16 protein-coding genes are annotated in these 16478 nt (G+C 66.6%); 7 read left to right on the forward strand and 9 right to left on the reverse strand.

The annotated features are described in order from the left end of the window. Positions 1-2: 2 nt before the first annotated feature. From ABZ720_RS04795 to ABZ720_RS04820, 6 genes are all read right to left on the reverse strand, one after another. Entirely contained in the window at positions 3-926 is a 924-nt protein-coding gene (locus ABZ720_RS04795) for a branched-chain amino acid ABC transporter permease (protein ID WP_366554354.1), read from the reverse strand. 112 nt (positions 927-1038) lie between these two features. Next, on the reverse strand, positions 1039-2217 hold the full coding sequence (locus ABZ720_RS04800; RefSeq protein ID WP_366554356.1) for an ABC transporter substrate-binding protein: 1179 nt from the start codon (positions 2215-2217) through the stop codon (positions 1039-1041). A 243-nt stretch (positions 2218-2460) separates the two neighbouring features. Next, entirely contained in the window at positions 2461-2967 is a 507-nt protein-coding gene (locus ABZ720_RS04805; RefSeq protein ID WP_366554358.1) for an Lrp/AsnC family transcriptional regulator, read from the reverse strand. Positions 2968-2978: 11 nt separating this feature from the next. Continuing rightward, the gene (locus ABZ720_RS04810; protein WP_366554360.1) at positions 2979-4016 is read right to left on the reverse strand and encodes a succinylglutamate desuccinylase/aspartoacylase domain-containing protein; all 1038 of its coding nucleotides are present in this window, start codon (positions 4014-4016) and stop codon (positions 2979-2981) included. Positions 4017-4041: 25 nt separating this feature from the next. Further along, positions 4042-5007, reverse strand: coding sequence for a hydroxyectoine utilization dehydratase EutB (gene eutB / locus ABZ720_RS04815; RefSeq protein ID WP_366554362.1), 966 nt, complete (start codon positions 5005-5007; stop codon positions 4042-4044). A gap of 1 nt (position 5008) precedes the next feature. Further along, positions 5009-5728 carry a GntR family transcriptional regulator gene (locus ABZ720_RS04820; protein ID WP_366554364.1) on the reverse strand — a complete coding sequence of 240 codons (720 nt, stop codon included), beginning with the start codon at positions 5726-5728 and terminating at the stop codon, positions 5009-5011. A 334-nt stretch (positions 5729-6062) separates the two neighbouring features. On the opposite strand from ABZ720_RS04820, the gene ABZ720_RS04825 reads away from it, so the two are divergent. Both ABZ720_RS04825 and ABZ720_RS04830 read left to right on the forward strand, forming a co-directional pair. Next, positions 6063-7220 carry a M24 family metallopeptidase gene (locus ABZ720_RS04825; RefSeq protein ID WP_366554366.1) on the forward strand — a complete coding sequence of 386 codons (1158 nt, stop codon included), beginning with the start codon at positions 6063-6065 and terminating at the stop codon, positions 7218-7220. A 140-nt stretch (positions 7221-7360) separates the two neighbouring features. Continuing rightward, the gene (locus ABZ720_RS04830; protein ID WP_366554368.1) at positions 7361-8809 is read left to right on the forward strand and encodes a TrkH family potassium uptake protein; all 1449 of its coding nucleotides are present in this window, start codon (positions 7361-7363) and stop codon (positions 8807-8809) included. A 16-nt stretch (positions 8810-8825) separates the two neighbouring features. Here ABZ720_RS04830 and ABZ720_RS04835 read toward each other — a convergent pair whose 3' ends face one another. After that, positions 8826-9680 carry a C40 family peptidase gene (locus ABZ720_RS04835; protein ID WP_366554370.1) on the reverse strand — a complete coding sequence of 285 codons (855 nt, stop codon included), beginning with the start codon at positions 9678-9680 and terminating at the stop codon, positions 8826-8828. Next, a complete protein-coding gene (locus ABZ720_RS04840; RefSeq protein ID WP_366554371.1) occupies positions 9677-11755 on the reverse strand; it encodes a 4Fe-4S binding protein in 2079 nt (692 codons plus the stop codon). The genes ABZ720_RS04835 and ABZ720_RS04840 overlap by 4 nt, the downstream gene beginning before the upstream one ends. Before the next feature lie 298 nt (positions 11756-12053). Between ABZ720_RS04840 and speB the strand changes: the two genes are divergently transcribed. Next, positions 12054-13019, forward strand: a complete 966-nt coding sequence (gene speB / locus ABZ720_RS04845) for an agmatinase (RefSeq protein WP_366554372.1) — start codon at positions 12054-12056, stop codon at positions 13017-13019. 90 nt (positions 13020-13109) lie between these two features. On the opposite strand, the gene ABZ720_RS04850 is transcribed toward speB, so the two are convergent. After that, the gene (locus tag ABZ720_RS04850) at positions 13110-13304 is read right to left on the reverse strand and encodes a hypothetical protein (RefSeq protein WP_366554373.1); all 195 of its coding nucleotides are present in this window, start codon (positions 13302-13304) and stop codon (positions 13110-13112) included. A gap of 230 nt (positions 13305-13534) precedes the next feature. Here ABZ720_RS04850 and fdhD point away from each other — a divergent pair, with 230 nt between their 5' ends. The 4 genes from fdhD to ABZ720_RS04870 are packed head-to-tail and all read left to right on the forward strand — an operon-like array spanning position 13535 to position 16452. Further along, the gene (gene fdhD / locus ABZ720_RS04855) at positions 13535-14476 is read left to right on the forward strand and encodes a formate dehydrogenase accessory sulfurtransferase FdhD (RefSeq protein WP_366554374.1); all 942 of its coding nucleotides are present in this window, start codon (positions 13535-13537) and stop codon (positions 14474-14476) included. Next, a complete protein-coding gene (mobA, locus tag ABZ720_RS04860) occupies positions 14466-15134 on the forward strand; it encodes a molybdenum cofactor guanylyltransferase MobA (RefSeq protein ID WP_366554375.1) in 669 nt (222 codons plus the stop codon). The genes fdhD and mobA overlap by 11 nt, the downstream gene beginning before the upstream one ends. Beyond that, entirely contained in the window at positions 15131-15748 is a 618-nt protein-coding gene (locus ABZ720_RS04865; protein ID WP_366554376.1) for a DUF3305 domain-containing protein, read from the forward strand. The genes mobA and ABZ720_RS04865 overlap by 4 nt, the downstream gene beginning before the upstream one ends. Then, a complete protein-coding gene (locus ABZ720_RS04870) occupies positions 15748-16452 on the forward strand; it encodes a DUF3306 domain-containing protein (RefSeq protein WP_366554377.1) in 705 nt (234 codons plus the stop codon). Before ABZ720_RS04865 ends, ABZ720_RS04870 begins: the two co-directional genes overlap by 1 nt. Positions 16453-16478: the final 26 nt, after the last annotated feature.

The following is a 16478-nucleotide window of genomic DNA, read 5'->3' on the forward strand; positions in this document are numbered from 1 at the left end:
GCTCAGCGCCCCTTCGGCGGGAAGAGCCCGCGCGGCCGGAAGAAGAGCACCGCGGCCATGAGGATGTAGATCAGCATGGAGGCGAGCGCCGCCCCGATGGTGTTGGCTGATTGCGTTTGGAAGAGTTCGCGCAGCAGGGCCGGGAGGAAGGAGCGGCCGACCGTGTCGATCAGGCCGACCAGCAGCGAAGCGATGAAGGCGCCGCGGATCGAGCCGATGCCGCCGATGACGATGACCACGAAGGTCAGGATCAGGATCGGGTCGCCCATGCCCGGCTCCACCGAAAGCAGTGGCGCCACCATGGCCCCGGCCAGGCCGGCGAGTGCTGCGCCCAGTCCGAAAACCAGGGTGAAGAGCAGGGAGATGTTCACGCCCAGCGCCCCGACCATGGGCCGGTTGCTGGCCCCGGCGCGGATCAGCATGCCCAGGCGGGTGTGGGAGATCAGCAGATAGAGCAGCAGCGCCACCAGCAGGCCCACCAGAATGATTGCCAGGCGCCACTTGGGATAGATCAGCCCCGGGATGATGGTGACGAAGCCGGTGAGTGCCTCGGGAATGGCCATGGGGATGGCGGCCGACCCCCAGAGCACCCGCGCCAACTCGTTGAAGAAGAGAATGAGACCGAAGGTGCAGAGCACCTGGTCCAGATGGTCGCGCTGATAGAGCGTGCGCAGGGTGACGAACTCCACCACCACGCCCAGCAGCAGCGTCGCCGGAATGGCGAAGAGGATGCCCAGCAGCGGACTGCCGGTCCAGGCGGTGGCTGCGGCGGCGAAGTAGGCGCCCATCATGTAGAGCGAGCCGTGCGCAAGATTGACGAGGTTCATGATGCCGAAGACCAGAGTCAGCCCGGCGGCCATCAGGAACAGCATCACGCCGAACTGAAGGCCGTTGAGCGTCTGGATCAGCAGCAGCGTGGTGGACATCGCAGCAGCGGCTCACGCGAAAGGAAGAGAAAGGCCGCACGGGCGAAGGATCGGAGCGGATCCTTCGCCCGTGGCGCTACGAGAGGCCGAGCGGCATACGCCGCCCGAAGCCTTACCACTGCATTGCGCAGTCCTGGTGGTAGGCGTCCTGGAAGTCTTCGGCCACGATGTCACCCAAAGCGATGGTGGCGCGGCCCTGGTCGTCGGAGACCACCGTGCCGGCGTACCAGTCCTGGACCGGGAAGTGGTTGTTGCCGAACTGGAAGTCGCCACGGATCGAGTCGAAGTCCGCCTGGCGCATGGCGTCGCGCATGCCCTCCTTGTTGGAGAGGTCGCCATCCACCGCACGGATCGCGGAGTCGATGAGCGCGGCTGCGTCGTAACCCTGAGCCGCGTAGACCGAGGGGATGTAGCCGAAGCGCTCCTCGAAGTCGGCCATGAAGCGCTGATTGACCGGCGTGTCCATGTCCGGGGCCCAGAAGTTGGGGCTGGAGTAGCCGCCCATCATCTCCTCGCCGATCGCCGGCAGGGTGGTGCCGTCCACGGTGGAGCCGGAATAGAGCGGCAGGTCGATGCCCGAGGAGGCATACTGCTTGATGAAATTCACCCCCATGCCGCCGGGCAGGAAGATGAAGACTGCATCGGCGTCGGCTGCAGCGATCTGGGCGATCTCGGCCGAGTAGTCCGGCTGGTTGATCTGGGTGAGGATCTCGCCGGCGATGGTGCCGTGGCCCTCGAACTCGCGCTTGAAGCCGGCCATGGCGTCGCGTCCGGCCTGATAGTTCGGCGCGATGAGGAAGGCGGACTCGACGCCGTCGTTCACCGCCTGCAAGCCGGCGGCGCCATGCAATTGATCGTTCTGCCAGGAGGTGGAGAAGAAGTACTCCGAGCAGCTCTCCCCGGCGATGGGCGAGGGGCCCGCATTGGTGGAGATCAGGAAGGTCTCGCTGCCGACCACGTCCTCGTAGACCGCCATCATCACGTTGGAGAAGATGATTCCGACCACGAAGTCGACCCGGTCGGACTGAATGTAGCGGTCGATGATCTGCTTGCCGACGTCGGGCTTGAGCTGATCGTCGGCCTCGATGATCTCGACGTCGAGGTCGCCGAGCGTGCCGCCCAGATGCTCGATGCCGAGCTGGAAACCGTCGCGGTTGTGCTCGCCGAGTACGCCCGGCGGGCCGGAGAAGGTGGCCATATAGCCGATCTTGACCGACTCGGCCTGGGCCGCGCCCGCCGCAAAAGCGGCAGCGGCCACACCGCCAGCCAGCATGGAAAGGTGCTTCTTCATATCTCGTCCCCCTGTTCGTTTGCCTTGCTTAACCTAGCCTCACCCACCGCTTCGGCGAAAGCCTCCGAAACGCAGACAGCGCCATTCTGCTGTTTTGAAGAATTTAGCAGGGATTGGAAAGAGGTTGCGACCATGGATGTGTGCTTCCCGTTGGGCCGGATCTCTGCCGTCCACTGATTATTATTTTAAGCTTAAAATTTCTTGCGCGACACTGTCCAGCGATCTTTGCGACGAGTCGTACTCTTACAGCCCCTCTTCGCGCCGCTGCGATTCCGCCAGGAGATGCTCCAGGGGCAGGGGGCCGGCGCGCTTGATGGGCTTGGTGACCACATAGGTGAAGTAGCGGCCGATGCCGATGTCGGCGGCCAGCAGCCGGTCGATCAGTTCCTGGTAGTGGGCGATATCCAGCGCCAGCACCTTCATCAGGTAATCGCTGCCGCCGCCGATGGCATGGCACTCCACCACTTCGGGCGTGTCGCGCACCGCGGCTTCGAAGCGCGCGAAGTCCTGGGCCTCGTGGCGCTTGAGCGTCACCTCGACATAGACGGTGGAGCAGCGCAGCACGCGCTCCAGCGCCACCTCGCCGCGAAAGCCGGTGACGATGCCGGCCTTCTCCAGCCTCTTCAGCCGCTCCAGGCAGGCGCTGGGCGAGAGGTGGATGCGCTCGGCGAGGCGCTGGTTGGTGATCCGGCCCTCGCGCTGCAGCACGGAGAGGATCGCCAGGTCGCGGTCGTCGAGGCGCGCGGACATGATAGCGCGGGTCAGCTCTGGGGATAGTCGCTGGCGATCACGGCGACGCAGTCGCCCCGGGCCACCAGCCCCGGCACGTGCCGACACCAGAACATCCCGCTGATCGCGCTGTGGTAGACCGAGGGCGGACGATCCACGTCCTCGAAGTGATGCACCTGACAGATCGCCTGGCCGGCCGCGACCTCGTCGCCCAGGTCCACCAGCATCTCCAGGACCCCGGCGTCGCGGGCGATGACGAAGGCGCTGCCTTCGGGCGTGTGCAGCACCCGCCCGGGCTCGGAAGCGCCACCTGTGCCGGGCTGCCTGTCTTCCTGCAGCACGTCGAAGTGGCGCAGCAGGTTGCGCACCCCGCGCTCGGCGACGGCGACGGTGCTGGCGGTCGCGGTTCCGGCGCCGCCCAACTCGGTGGAGATGAAGACCTTGCCAAGGCTTTCCACCGCGGTGTCCAGCATGCCTTCGCTGTCGAGTTCCGTCAGGATCGCCGCTGCCGGCGCATCGAAGGCCTTGAGCGCGGCCAGGGTGCGGGCGTGCAGTTCAGGGTCGGGCAGGGCGTGCATGATCACGCTCGGCACGAACTCCAGCGTGTTGCCGCCGGAATGCAAATCCACCACCACATCGGCCAAGGGCAGAAGCTCGCTGAAGACATAGTGGGCGATCATCTGCGTGACCGTCCCGTCGCGCTGCCCCGGGAAGACCCGGTTCATGTTGAGACCGTCGATGGGCGAGAGGCGGGTTGCCGAGCGCACTGCGGGATGATTGAGCGAGGGCAGCAGGATGACCCGCCCGCGGATCATCTCGGGCTCCAGCCACTGCGCCGCCTTCATGAGCGCGATCTGCCCCTCGTACTCGTCGCCATGGCTGCCGGCGGTGAAGAGCAGCGTCGGCCCCTCGCCGTTGGCGATGGAGACGATCGGCATCTGAATCGAGCCCCAGGCGGACTCGTTGCGCGAATGCGGAACGGTGAGGAAGCCCCGATGCTTGCCCGGTGTCCCCACCGGGATGGAGGCGCTGACGCGCGCCGGCGCCGTTGAGGTGGACGATCCGTCCATGATGCTTTGCTCCCGAAACCTGCCTTCAACTCACCACAGCGAGGAAGGCCTTCATGTCTACATTGCAGCCGCTGACGACAGTGGCTGTCGTTCGGCCCTGGCCTCCGGCCTTGCCGGCCAGCAGGGCCGCCACCCCGACCGCAGCACCACCTTCGCTCACCAGGCGTTCCTCGTGGAAGAGGTGGCGCATGCCGGCGGCGATCTCGACCTCGCTCAGCAGCACCACGTCATCCACAAGATCACGCACCAGCGGGAAGGTATAGCGGTTGTCCATGCCGATGCCGCCGCCCAGGCTGTCGGCCAGGCTTTCCTCTTCGGTGACGGCCACCGGCTTTCCGGCCTGCAGGCTATGATACATGGCCGGACCCTGCTCCATCGAGAGTCCGACCACCCGTGTATCCGGCAGCGACCCCTTGATCGCGAGCGCAATCCCGGCAATCAGGCCGCCGCCCGAAAGCGGCACCAGCACCTCCTCCACCTCGGGGAGGTCCTCCACGATCTCCAGCCCCAGCGTGCCCTGACCGCTAACGATGTGCGGGTCGTCAAACGGAGGGACGTAAACCATGCCTTCCTCTTGGACCAGTCGCTTGGCCTCCACTTCCGCCTCGTCCTGGCTGCGGCCGATGATGCGCAGTTCGGCGCCCAGGGCCCGGATGGCGGCGCGCTTGTTCTCGGGCACGAGTTCCGAGAGGCAGACCACCGCGCGCAGGCCCAGGCGCCGCGCGGCAAAGGCCACGGCGCGCCCGTGATTGCCGGTGGACACGGTGACCACGCCGCGCGGACGCTCCTCCTCGCTGAGGCATAGCAGCCGATTGGTGGCGCCGCGCAGCTTGAAGGCCCCGGTTTCCTGCAGGCTCTCCAGCTTGAGATGCACCGGCGCCCCATTTGTTTCGCTGAGCGTCTCGCTCTGCACCAGGGGCGTGCGGCGCAGCAGGCCGGCAGTGCGCCGGCGCGCGAGGTGGACGTCGCGCAGGGAGGGCAGTGCCGTCATATCAATCGGCCTCCGTTTCGGGGTCATGCCGGTCGCGGATGATCCGGTAGTAGCTGTTGGCGATGTGGTTGCGCCGATGGAAAGCAACGGCGCGCAGGTCGCTGCGCTCCAGAGCCGTCAGGATCTCCGCCATCTCGCCCCGGAATATCTCGATCTCCTCGGGGAAGTCCATGCCCGGCAGGGCATAGAGGAAGAAGCGCGAGGAGCGGTAATAGAGCTGTTCGGTGACGTCGCGCAGTGCCGAGTTGCCGATGAGCGTGATCAGCAGCTGGTTGAAGGCCATGTTTATGCGGCAGAACTCCGGTTCGCTGGGGGCGTCGCGCAGCGCTTCACAGCGGTCTATCAAGCCGCGCAGCGTCGCCAACTCCTCCGCCGTGGCGCAGCGGGGGTCGAGCTCGCCCATCAGTTCGGCAAGACGCATGCGCAGGGTATAGACCTGCTCCAGCTCCACCTGGTCGATCACCGTGACCATGGTGCCCACGCCATGCCGGCTTTCCACCAGTCCGGCCGCCTCCAGACGCCCCAGAACCCGGCGGATCGGGGTGCGGCTGACACCGAACTCCCGTGCCAGGGCCTCCTCGCTCAAGGCCTCGCCGGGTGGATATTGTAGCAGGCAGATGCGCTCGCGCAGCTCCTGGAACATGAAATCGAAGCGCTCGCGCGCCGAGTGGGCCTTGGCGGTCAGGCGGGCGGAGGCAGAGGCGCGGCGGCTGCGTGCCATCAGCAGCCGGGAGTCCCGGCACACTGACTCTGGCTCGCAGCGACATCACCTCGAAGCACTTTCATCATCATGGCCGGTCTCGCTAATGCGCAGAAAAGTGCCGTCAACGGCACCCTCAAGGGTCGATCCGTCAGCAGCGATGTCCCTGGAAAATACGGACGCTTGCATCCCTGCGCAATAGTTGGATACATCTCCGGCAACACCCTCTCGTCAATGGTGCGAAAATTCTTGATTGCTCTGCAAACGAGAGCAGGTGTAGCAAGAGATGTATCCAACTCAATGCGACCTCGCGCCGCAAGCTCGGGCGGGTCGGCAGTTTCAAGGGAAGGCCAAGATGCGGCAGCGCGAGGATCTGGTTTTCACGATGGCCGAGTACGTCCGGCGTTTGGCGACCTTGCGGCGGGCGATGGCCCGGCGCGAGCTCGATGCGCTGATTGTCACGACGCCGGAAAACCTTTGCTATCTCACCGGCTATCACACGCCGGGCTACTACTGGTTCCAGGCCCTGGTGGTGCCGCTGGAGGGCGAGGTCTTCTTCGTGACGCGCCGCCTCGAGGATTCGAACGTCCAGACCTACACCTGGGTCTCCTCGTCCTTCCCCTACGATGACTTCGAAAGCCCGGCCCTGGAACTGGCCAGGCGCATCGACGAGCAGGGGCTGGGCGAAGGGCGCCTCGGCTACGAGCGGCACAGCTACTTCTTCCGTGCCAGCGAGCAGGATGTCTGCTGTGAGGCCCTGCCGAACGCGACCTTTGTCGATGCCTACGGGATCGTCGAGGACCTGCGCCTGGTCAAATCCGACGATGAGATCGAGGTCATGCGGCAGTCGGCGCGCACCACCGAAGCCGGCATGCAGGCCGGCATCGACGCCATTTCGGCCGGTGCGACCGAGAATGATGTTGCGGCCGAGATCCAGTGGGCCATGACCAAGGCGGGCAGCGAGTATCCGGCGATTGCGCCCTTCGTTGCCTCGGGCTGGCGCGGTTCCATCGGCCATGCCACCTGGATGGGCCGGCGCATCGAGCCCAACGAGGCTGTGTTTCTCGAAGTCGGCGGCTGCATCGCCCGCTATCACACCGCCATGATGCGCACCGTCTTTGTCGGCGATGCGCCGGATGCAGTGCGGCGAGCGGAGGGCGTGGTGCGCGATGCCATGCGGGCCACCATGGAGACGATCAAGCCGGGGGTGGCGGCCCAGGAGGTGGACCGCGTTGCCAGAGCCGTGATCCGTGAAGGTGCGCCGGACAGCGCCCAGTCCTCGCGCACCGGCTACTCCATCGGCCTCGCCTTCGCACCCGACTGGGGCGAGGGGCATATCCTCTCCTTGCTGGAGGGACAGGAGCGGCTGCTGGAAGAGAACATGACCTTCCATCTGATCCCCTGGGTCCAGGTGCCCGGCATGGCCGGCGTCGGCTTGTCCGAGACCGTGCGGGTGACCGCAGACGGCTGCGAATCGCTCTTCGACTTCCCCCGCCAGGTTTTCGTGAAGTAGCGTTCAGCAGCCTGCTAGCCTGAACCAGGCGGCGGAGCGCGCCGTGGCAAGTTAGGATTTGCCTTCCGCGTCCCGCCGCCCGAAAGTGCGGCGGCCCGGCACCGGCGATCGGGGCTGGGAGTGAGGGGTTCTTCGCCGCGATGCTCGTGTTCCGCCCGGTGCTGCATCTGCTCAGCCTGCTGCTGCTCACGCTGGGCGCGGCCATGCTGCTGCCTGCGTCGGTCGATCTGGCGGAAGGCTCGGATGGCTGGCAGGTTTTCGCGGCCGCCTCGGCGCTGACCATCACCTTCGCCGGCGCACTCTATTTGAGCAGCCGCGGCGAGGAGACGAGGCTCAACATCCGGCAGGCCTTTCTGCTGACGGTGCTGGCCTGGGCGTTGGCGTCTGCCTTTGCGTCCCTGCCTTTCCTTCTGGCCGGGCTCCAGGGCGTGGACGTCGCCGATGCACTGTTCGAGGCCACTTCCGGCCTGACCACCACCGGCGCAACCGTGCTCTATGGACTGGACGAACTTCCGCGCAGCCTGCTGCTCTGGCGCGGCATCCTGCAGTGGCTGGGTGGAGCGGCCGTGATCATCATGGCGGTGGCCATCCTGCCCTTCCTGCAGGTCGGTGGCATGCAGCTCTTTCGGTCCGAGCGCCCGGAACGTCACCATGTCAGCCTGCGGGTCAGCGATTTCAGCATCCTGATCGTCGAGTGCTACCTGTCGCTGACGTTTCTGTGCTTGTTGGCCTACTGGGCCGCCGGCATGAGCTTGTTCGACGCGCTGGTGCATGCCATGGCCACCATCTCCACCGGCGGCTTCTCCACTATGGATGCCTCGCTGGGCCACTGGCCGCAGCCGGCGGTGCAGTGGACTGCGGTGGTCTTCATGCTCGCCGGGGCAATGCCCTTCGTGCTCTACGTCCAGGCATTACGCGGACGCCCGCTGGCACTGTGGCGCGATCCGCAGGTCCGCTGGCTGCTGGCGCTGCTCTGCGCCCTGGTGCTCTATGCGGCGCTGCGGCTTTGGCTGGAGAATGGACGCGCGCCCGGAGACGCCTTGACGGCGGCGGCGGTCAACGTGGTTTCGGTGGTCACCACCACCGGCTTCTTCTCGGAAAACTACAGTCGCTGGGGAAACTGGGCGGTCGTCACCTTCTTCTTCCTCATGTTCCTCGGCGGCTGCTCGGGTTCCACCTCGGGCTCGATCAAGACCTACCGGCTCTACGTCCTGACGCAATCGGCCCTGATGCAGCTCAAGCGTCTCACCCATCCCAATGCCGTGCTGCTGGTGCTCTACAACCGCCGGCAGATTGACGAGCCGGTGCGCTCCTCAGTCGCCGCCTTTGTGCTGCTGTTTTTCGTTACCGTCGCAGCTCTGGCCCTGGCCCTGGCGGCGCTGGGCCTGGATTTCGTGACCGCGATCAGCGCCTCGGCCAGTGCGGTCACCAATGTCGGGCCGGGCCTGGGAGACGTGGTTGGCCCCACCGGGACCTACCGCGCCTTGCCCGATACCGCGAAATGGCTGCTCTGTCTGGGCATGCTGCTGGGTCGCCTGGAGCTCTTCACCCTGCTGGTCCTGGTGATGCCGCGCTTCTGGCGCGGATAGGAGTTCAGGAGAGGCGTCAGGGACGGCGAATGCAGCGCAGTCCGCGGCCGGACTCGGCCTGGACGCGGGCATTGATCGCCGCGAAGGGTTCTTCGACCACGAGCATCGGCCCACCCGTGGCGTGCAGCACGCGCTCCGCGTCCAGCGCCAGCGCCACGTGGCCGGGCCAGTAGAGCAGGTCGCCACGCTGTCGCGGCGCGTCGGGAGGCAGTTGGCGGCCGGCGGCTTCGCAGGTCTCCTGCTGGTCGCTGTCCCGCGGCAGCGCGAGGCCGGCGGCGCCCAGTGCGAGTTGGACCAGGGCCGAACAGTCCAGCCCCAGGCTGCTGCGACCGCCCCAGAGGTAGGGCAGGCCCAGGAAGCGCCAGGCGGTGGCGATATAGTCGCTATCGGCTTTGTCGCTCTGGACCAGATGTGCCACAAAGACCCAGCCGCCGCCCTCGATCTCCGCATAGGGCCCGCTGTAGTGCGTGACCCGCAGGACGGAGGCGAAGGGCAAGAGGTCAAGCGGCGGCGCCTTGACGTTCGGTTCCGGCAGCTGCGGCGTGCGCAGAGCCGCGACGCGATGATCCGGTGCCGTGCGCAGCGGGCCGAGAGCGCTTTCCCGCACCCAGCCGACATAGCCGTCGCCGTCGTTCTGCACCCAGGCCCAGCCGTCCTTGCGGTCGAACACCCGCAGCCTTTCCCCGAAGAGCAACTGGCTGTCGTTGCTGGCCTGGGCCGAGGGCGTGCGCTTCAGATCGGCACAACCGACACAGAGGGTCGCCGGGCTGCCCTCCGTGAAGCGCTGCGCCTCGACCCGTCCGCGCAGCCGGGCGTCCGCCAGGTCTGCGCGGTAGACGTAGTTGCGTGGGTCCAGCGGCGCGTCGGTCACGAATCGGACGAGCCGTTGTTCCTGCCCGTTTCCGCCAGACGCTGCTTGGCGCGATCCAGTTCGCGTTCGCGCAGGTCGTCTTCGGTGGTGCGCATGGCAGGGCGTTCACCGTAGGAGATGGCGGCCGTGCTGGCCTCAAACTCCGTGACCACGCGGCAGTCGTCGCACATCATGATGCGCTCGACCCGGCCGCTGTCCTGGAACATGGAGTGGGCACCGGCCAGCCGATCGACAATGCGCTCGATGGAGGCGCCCACGCCGAAGGGTTTGCCGCAGCGGATGCAGTTGAAGGGCGTGGCACGGTTGAGTTCCCGCGCGGTGCGCGCCTCTTCCTGGAAGTTCAGGCGTGGCTCCAGAGCGATCACCTTCTCCGGACAGGTCACCTTGCACAGGCCGCACTGCACGCAATTTTCCTCGATGAAGCCGAGCCAGGGCATCTCCGGATCGTCGATCAGCGCGCCGGCCGGGCAGGCGGTGACGCAGGCCTGGCACAGCGTGCAGCCGCTGGTGTCCACGTGGATGGTGCCGAAGGGCGCACCCTGTGGCAGCGGCAGTTGATCCACCGGCTGCGGCGCCTTGGCATGGAGGTGGTGCAGGCCCAGGAAGGCGCGGGCGCGCTTGCCCCCCATGGGCAGGAAGAGGCCGGCTTCGGCCCCGGCGGTCGACGGCAGCGCACGCAGCGCCGCTTCCACCGCATCGGGATCCTGCTGGTCGAGGAGGTGGATGCGCCCGCCGCCGTAGCCCAGGCCATCCATTACCGTTTCCACCAGCCCAAGAGTGCCTGCCAGGGCCGGCACGTCATCGCGCTTCTCGGGCGCAACCAGCAGGGCGATCTGCGCTGCGCCCCAGGCCAGAGCGTCGAAGTAGAAGTCGAAGCCCAGTTCCGTCACCTCGTTGACGGGCAGCGGCAGCACCCGCGCCGGCAGTCCGCCGCCGTGCCGCGCCATCAGCGAAATGACTTCCGCGCCATAGCGCTCGTCGTGCAGCAGCAGGACCGGGGCTTCGCCGCCAGCCTTGCGGTAGGACTCCAGGAGGCTGCGGGTCTGCTCGAACAGGCTGGTGGCAGCGGGGAACTGGTATTCGATGGCCCCCGTCGGGCAGAGCGCGGCGCAGAGTCCGCAGCCGCCGCAGACATGCGGGTCGATCTCGACGCTTTCGCCGAGCGACGTGATGGCCGAGAGCGGGCAGTTGTCCAGGCACAGGCGACAGCCGGTCTTGCGGTTGCGGCCATGGGCGCAGATCTCGGCATCGTAGCGCACGTAGCGCGGCTTCTCGAACTCGCCCACCAGATCGCTGGCGGCCAGCGCCGCGCGCTGCACCGCCACGGGGTCGGCGGGGTCGGCGCGCAGATAGCCATCCAGCCGCTCGCCGGCCGGGAAGAGCGGCGTGCCGCCGGTCAGGTCGAGGATCAGGTCGCACTCGCTGTAGGCGCCGTCGCGCGGCGCGTCGAAGGCCAGCCGCTCGCGCGACGAGGGCGAGGCCGGGGCGTAGCCGTCCACGGTCACGCCGAAGCCCCCGAGGTAGCCCTTGGCAGCGACGATGCGGCCGAGGAACACCGGTACATCCATGATCCGTGGCGGCGCGATCTCCTCGGCCTCGCGCAGCAGCACGGTGACGTCCAGGCGGCCCTTGAGCTGGGCCGCGACCTCGAGCGCCCGCTCGTCCTTGCCGTAGATCAGGCAGACGCCTTCGGATTTCAGCGAGATCAGCGGCGCCGGCTTCGCCTCCTGGGTTGCGGCAGCCAGCAGCGCGGCCATCTTGGCGGTCGCGGCCGCCCCTTCCTCTCCCCAGCCTGCGGTTTCGCGGATGTTGGCAAAGCGCAGGTCGGCGTCGGGCCGTTCCTCTTCGGCCAGTTCCGAGAAGAGGGGGGCTTCCTGGGTGCAGGCGACCAGCAAGGGCTCGCCGCTGTTGAGCGCCGCCTCATAGTTCTGCAACTGAGCCCGGCAGAGCTGGGTGTGAAGCGGCAACTCTCCCTCGGCGCCGAGGGCGCGCAAGGCGTCCGCAAGACGCTCGCCGCTCAGCGGCATGGTCTTTTCGCAGTCGCAGACAAGCAGCTTTCGGCCACGCAGTTTCATGGGGCCATCCTTCTCCTGATCCCGTCTGACGCTTCGCATGCCGCGTGCGCCTTGCCGGTTCTTCTTGAGTGCTCACTCGTATCCGGCGCAGTCTTGGCGTCTTCCCTTGCCCGCCAAATCTGCCCCTCCCGGGGTCGACATCGGGGTATTTGCGATCAGACTATCAGGACGGCCAGCGCTTGCAGCCCCAAAATAACTGGGTTTATCTCTGCGGCCGGGTTGCGGCCGGGTTGCGGCGGCTGCGGGGGCGGGCGCCCCCGCGCTGCAGGCGGGGCAAAACAGCTTCAGGGAGACGATCATGGCGAAACGCCAGGCTGGCGATCAGGCTTTCGTGGCGACGGACAACAAGGGCGCGGTGCAGGAGCACACCTTTGCCGGTGCGCTTTCCTTTCTGCGGCGGCGCTACTCCAAGGACCTGAGCGATGTCGATCTGGCGGTGATGGGGGTGCCCTTCGATCTGGCGACCACCAATCGCCCGGGCGCCCGCTTCGGGCCCCAGGCGGTGCGTGCGGCCTCGGCCATCATGGCCTGGGCCCGGCCGCATGGACTGGCGTTCGATCCGCGCGATGTTCTGTCCATCGTGGACAGCGGCGATTGCGTCTTCGATCCCTTCCATCCGGCCACGGTTCCAGATGCCATCGAGGCGGCGGCACGACAGGTGCTGGATGCCGGGGCTGCCCTGCTGTCCATCGGCGGCGATCACTTCGTCAGCTACCCGCTGCTCAAGGCGCATGCCGCCAAGCATGGCCCGCTGGCGCTGCTGCACTTCGATGCGCACAGTGACACCTGGACCGGCGAAGAGGATGACATCAACCACGGCACCATGTTCTGGCATGCCCAGCGCGAGGGGCTGATCGATCCGGCCTGCTCGGTGCAGGTGGGCATTCGCACCTACAACGCCGAAACCCATGGCTTCACCATCCTGGATGCGCCCTGGGTGCATCGGCATGGCATCGACGACGTGATTGCCCGCATTCGTGAAACCGTGGGCGATCGCAAAATCTACCTGACCTTCGACATCGACGGCCTGGACCCGGCCTTTGCGCCCGGCACCGGCACGCCGGTGGTCGGCGGCCTCAGCACGGCTCAGGCGCTGGGCATCCTGCGCGGCTTGCAGGGACTGAACTTTATTGGTTTTGACGTGGTGGAGGTGGCGCCGGCCTATGACAGCGCCCAGATCACGGCCCTGGCGGCGGCGCAGATCGGTTTCGAATTCCTGGCGCTCTATGCCACGCGGCCGGGTGGTCCCCAGGCTGTGGCGTAGGCTTGCAAGAACACAGCCTCCAAACAGAAGAGGCGGCCACGCATCAGCAGGCCGCCCCTTCTCTGTCGCTACGGAAAGCTGCGTAAATACTCAGGCGTGGCGCGCGGCGCTGCCCAGGCTCTTGCTCTGCTCGCCGGACTTCAGCCAGGCGATGAACTGTGCGGCGTAGTGGCGCATGGCCTGCGCACGCAGCCGACGGGCCTCGGCGTCCATCTGCGCGCTGTCGGCATAGCCCTGTTCGCGAAGCTGGGTGAGGAGAACGTCGAATTCAGAAGTGCGCGGCATGGTATATCTCCGGGTATCAGGTTTGGGGCGGGTCGATCCCGCCTCTTTGTGTGCAAGTGCGATATTGCATCGCACAAAACAAAGGTAGGGCAGTATTTCTGTCTCAACAACCGGGCACGCCGCCTCATCTTTCGGAGGCAGCCATGCAGGAATGTCGGATGTGTGCCGTCATGACTCGGCCCTTGTGGCCGAACCGTGCAGCGCCCTATAGGTGGATAAGGGAGATTGATATGCCGGAAACGAGCGTTGCGCAGCCGAGAAGCCTGCGAAAGGGCACCGCGAAGCTGGAAGCAGCCGAACTGGCGGAGTTCCTGCTGCGTCCGGACCCGCAGGACCCGCGCCTGACCAGCCGGGTCGAGGGAGTGGATGAGCAGGGTCGGCCGGTGGAAACCGCGGTGGTAACCGAACGGCCGCTGACCCTTTATCTGAACCGGCAGGAGATCGTCACCATGATGACGATCGGCGACTATCCCGACTACCTGGCGGTGGGCTATCTGCTCAATCAGAACATGCTGCGCCCCGACGACGAGATCGAGGGCGTCGACTACGACGAGGAACTGGACGTCGTCGTGGTCCGCACGCAGCGCGAGACGAACTACGAAGAGAAACTCAAGAAGAAGATCCGCACCTCGGGCTGCGCCCAGGGAACCGTTTTCGGCGACCTGATGGAGCGCTTCGATGAGGTTCACCTCTCCAAGAGCGCGCGCCTGCACACCAGTTCGCTCTACGCCCTGACCCGCAAGATCAACACGGCGCCCAGCCTCTATCTCGAGGCCGGGGCGATCCATGGCTGCGTGCTCTGCCAGGGCGACCGGCCGCTGCTCTACATGGAAGACGTCGGTCGCCACAATGCCGTGGACAAGATTGCCGGCTACATGCTGCTGCACGGGCTCACGCCAGACGACAAGATCTTCTACACCACCGGCCGTCTGACCTCGGAAATGGTGATCAAGACGGTGCAGATGGGCATACCCATCCTGGTTTCGCGCTCGGGCTTCACTGCCTGGGGTGTCGATCTCGCGCGTCAGGCCGGACTCACACTGATTGGCCGGGCCAAGGGGCGACGCTTCATCGCGCTCTCCGGCGCTGAGCGGATCGTCTATGACGCCGAAGCCCGGGATGAGGATGAAGCACCGCGCCACGGGCGCAAGGGGGCACGCGATGGCGAGTAAACTCTCCAACCTCTGCGGTGTGCTGCTGGCCGGCGGCCAATCGCGGCGCATGGGTGGCGGTGACAAGTGCCTCCGGCCGCTGGGCGGTCGGCCCCTGCTGGCCCGGATCATCGAGCGGGCGCGCCCTCAGGTGGGGCCGCTGGTGATCAACGCCAACGGCGACCCCACACGCTTTGAGGCCTTCGGGCTGCCGGTGGTGCCGGACAGCATCGGCGGCTTCGCCGGGCCGCTGGCCGGTGTGCTGACCGGCATGGAATGGGCGCGCGAGCATGCACCCGACTGTCCCTGGATCGTGACCTTCGCCGGCGATGCGCCCTTCTTTCCGCAGGATCTGGTGGCACGTCTGGCTCAGGCGCGCGAGGATGAGGGTGCCGACATTGTCTGCGCAGCCTCCGGCGGGCGTGACCATCCCGTCTTCGCGCTTTGGCCTGTGGCTCTCGCAGACAGCCTGCGCGCGGCGATGGAGGCCGATGTGCGAAAAGTGGATGTCTTCACGGCGGACTATCGGCTCGTCCGAGTCGACTGGCCTGTGGAGCCCTACGACCCCTTCTTCAACGCGAACCGTCCCGAAGATTGGGCGGAGGCCGAGCGCCTGTTTGGCAGCGAGGCCGGGGAGGGCGCGGCGCCAAGTGCTGCTCAGCGCGGAGGTGAGGCATGACGGACGCGACCGAGGAACTGAAGCGCATCGAGACCCTGCCCCTGGGCGTGGTGCTGGAACAGCGTCGCAGCAAGCACCCCTGGCAGGACTACAGCTGGCGACCGGTGGACGTGCTGGTCGGCGCGCCGGAGCGCGATCCGCGCGGTGAGTGGCTGACCCTGCGTGAGGAAGGCGAGGGGGAGGCTGCATTGTTTCATGCCGGCACCCTGTCCCTGGAGCTCCACCGCAAGGACACGCCGGAACTGAAGATGAACCTGCAGCAGCGCCAGCCCCTGGTCTACGTGGTGCTGCGCAAGGGAGTGGACGCCGGCAGCCGCCATCCCTGGGTGCCGCTGCTGGTCACGGCCAATGTGATGGAGGCGGAGTTCTACAGCGTCAGTGGCGAGGAGCTCGTCGAAGGGGTGCCCATGCCGGTTCCGGTGCATGCCTTCATCGAGGCCTTCGTGGCGCAGCACCATGTCGAGGTGCCCTTCTACAAGCGCAAGCGCAAGCCCCACGATCCGCGCAAAGGCGGGCCGCCGCCCGGCAAGGGGCGCGCGGCGGATGTTGGCACCAGGCCGGGGAAAAGTGGTCCAAGCGGTAACGATCAGAGCGGTTCCGAGGGAGACGCCTGATGGCTCGATCAGAAGACGAAGGCTTCCTGTCGCGCTGGGCTCGGCGCAAGGCCCAGCAAGAAGAGGCGGCGGAAGAACGCGTACGCGAGCCAGGAGGCGACCACGTCGAGCCGACCCAAGGCAAGCAGAACGAGATCACTGTCGACGCAGCCGAGGCCGAGCCGGCGGTCGAGGAGCCGGTTGCGGCCGAGGACCTGCCGGATCCTGAAACGCTCGGTCGGGACGACGACTGGACGCCCTATCTGAAGCGCAACGTGCCGAGCGAACTGCGCGTGAAGGCTCTGCGGCGGCTGTGGCGGTTGGACCCCGTCTACGCCAACCTCGACGGCCTGGTGGACTATGCCGAGGACTACAACGGCCCCGCCTTCACCGGAGAACCTGTGAAGACGCTCTTCCAGGTGGGCCGTGGCATGGTGCTTCCTGAAAAGCAGGAGGCGGCAGAAGAAGGCGCAACGGAATCCACCGCTGCGCCGGCGCAAGAGCTGCCCGGCACGGCCGAAACCGTGCCCGCCGCGGATGAAGAACAGCAGGACGCTGAGGCCGCCACTGACTCTGAGGATCCGCGCGCCGCGCCCCAGGCGTCGGGCGACTCCGTGTCAAAGGCTCCCGTATCGGTGGATTTGCCTGCTGGTCAGGGTGAACCTGCGGAAGGCCATCAAAGGCGGCCACGCCGCGCACTGGCCCGACGCTGGGGCAGTCAGTGAATGCACAATCGTAAGGGGCATTAACG

This window comes from Aquibaculum sediminis (assembly GCF_040712085.1).
Classification (GTDB): Bacteria; Pseudomonadota; Alphaproteobacteria; order Kiloniellales; family DSM-21159; genus Aquibaculum; species Aquibaculum sediminis.